This window comes from Streptomyces bugieae (assembly GCF_036352915.1).
GTDB classification, from domain to species: Bacteria; Actinomycetota; Actinomycetes; order Streptomycetales; family Streptomycetaceae; genus Streptomyces; species Streptomyces endophytica.
The window spans coordinates 1-2287 of sequence record NZ_JAZBJP010000076.1; the positions used below are offsets into that span (position 1 = coordinate 1).

The following is a 2287-nucleotide window of genomic DNA, read 5'->3' on the forward strand; positions in this document are numbered from 1 at the left end:
TATCTGCAGATGTACGAGAACGCCAACGACGGCTGGCAGGCCACCCTCAACGGCCACCGGCTCACCCCGCTACGGGTGGACGGCTGGCAACAGGGCTTCCTCGTACCGGCGGGCGCGGGCGGCACGGTCGAGCTCTCCTACGCACCCGCCGGCCTCTACGACGCGGGGCTGATCGGCGGCGCGGCGGCCGTCGCGCTGCTGGCGGTGTGCGCGCTGGTGCGCCGCGGTACGCCGCAGGCCGCGCAGCCTGCCGAACTGGCTCCGGCCGCGCCGTCGTGGGTGCTCGGGGTCGTGGCGCTGACCGGGGTGATGGCGCTGGCGGCCGGGCCGTACGCCGTGATCGTGCCGCTCCTCGCCCTGGCGGCCCGCTTCCGGCCCGCCCTGCTCGGGCCGCTCGCGCTGGCGGCGATGGCGGGCGCCGGGGTCATCGCGGCGCTGGGCGCGGGCGAGCCGGTCGCCGCCGGCCGGGGCGCGTTCAGCGGCGCCGCCCAGGCGCTGGCGCTGCTGGCGCTGGCGGCGGCGGTGGTGACGGTCCCGCCCACCCGGCCGGCGGCGTCCCGGTCGTTGCCGTCCCGGCCGGCACCGGCCCGCACGTACGGCCGGGCATCCGACGGCCAGGCATCCGACGGCCAGGCACCTGCCGGCCGGGCATCCGACGAGGGGGAGGGCTCCGCCCGATGACCGCACTGCATCCGACGGCCGGGGCCCCGGCACCGCAGGGGGGTCCCGGTGGGCCCGGTGGGCCCGGTGGGCCCGGTGGGCCCGGTGGCCCCGGTGATCCCGGTGGCCCCGACGCTCCCGGTGGCCCCGGTGGCCGCCAACCCACCCTCCATCAGGTGCCGTTCCCCGCCGTCGACGAGATCTCCCGGCACTGCCTGGAGGACGACGAACCGGAGACCGTGCACATCGAGGTGCATCTGCCCGGGCGGGTGGACGCCGCCCGGCTGCGCACGGCCTTCCACCAGGCGCTCACCCGGCATCCGCGCATCCTGATGCGGCAGGCGCCGACGCGCTGGTGGCACCGCTCCTACGCCTGGCACCTCACCACCGGTCCCGACCGGGACCCGGTGGTCGTCCCGCCGCCCGCTCCCGATGCCCTCCTACGGGCGAGGGAACGGGCCCTGACCGACTGCCCACCCCTGGACTGCTCACCGCCCGTACGCCTGGAGATCCTCCGACCCGCGGAGCCGGACGGCGGCACCGTACTGCTGCTCACCCTCAACCACACCGCCCTGGACGGCCCGGCCTGCCTCCGCGTACTGGCCACCACCGCGGAGCTCTATGCGGGTGCGGCGGCTGCAGGTGCGGGCGCATGCGCAGAGGGAGGTGCGGGTGCGGGTGCGGGTGGTGCCGGTGGCCCGGCAGGCGGGGAGGGCACGGTCCCGGCGGGCAGCGAGAGCACGGTCCCGGCGGGCGCGGAGGGCACGGTCCCGGCGGGCGAGCAGGACGGCGGCCGGACGCGCGACGCCGGAACCCGTTTCGCCCGGCCCGCCCGTGTGGCCGCCGATCACCAGGGCAGCGGCGGGGACAAGGACTCCGGTCCGGACAGGGACTCCAGTCCCGACAGGGGCTCCGGTCCCGACAAGGGCAACGGCATGCTGCTGACCGAGCTGCCGGTACCGGCCCGTCCGCCACGCACCGGCGGCCGGGCGCCGTACACCGTCAACGACCAACTCCTCGTCGCCACCTGCCTGATGGTGGCGCGCTGGAACCGGCTGCACGGCGCCCGCCCGGCACCCGTCGTCATCACCATGCCCATGGACGACCGGCCGCGCGGCGCCGAGATGCCCATCGGCAACGGCACCCGGCTGGTCCCGGTCCGCTTCGGCCCCGCGGAACGCCGGGAGGCGGCACTGCTCACCGCCGGATCACCCGACCCGGAGGCGGTGGCCCGGCTGCTGCGACGGACGGCCGCACGCACCCGCGCCCTCAAGGCGGCGCCGCCCGGCCCACCGCTCGGCCTCGCCGGGACCGTACTGACCGCACCGGTGCTGCCCGTGGGCGTCCGCGGCGCGGTCACCCGTGCGCTGCGCCGCACCGCCGCGCCCTGGACCACCACCACTCTGCTCTCCAACATCGGGCGGCTTCCCTACCCGTTGGACTTCGGCGCCGCCGGCCGGCCGACCGCGGTGTGGTTCTCCGCCCCGGCCCGGATGCCGCGCGGGCTCACCGTCACCACCGTCTCGGTCGGCGGCCGCATCCAGCTCGCCCTCCGCTGGTCCCACGCCCTGCTCGACGACGCCGCCGGAGCCCGCCTCGCCACCCTCTTCCGCACCGCCCTCGCCGC

At 77.5% G+C, this 2287-nt stretch carries 1 protein-coding gene and 1 pseudogene; both read left to right on the plus strand.

Features of this window, described 5'->3' with window-relative positions; all coding sequences use genetic code 11:
- Positions 1-681 (plus strand): annotated as a pseudogene (locus V2J85_RS40205) (DUF3367 domain-containing protein); the annotation flags it as partial.
- The coding region (locus V2J85_RS40210; protein ID WP_419836887.1) for a hypothetical protein at positions 678-2287 on the plus strand (1610 nt) is incomplete at its 3' end. The pseudogene V2J85_RS40205 and the gene V2J85_RS40210, both read left to right, overlap by 4 nt.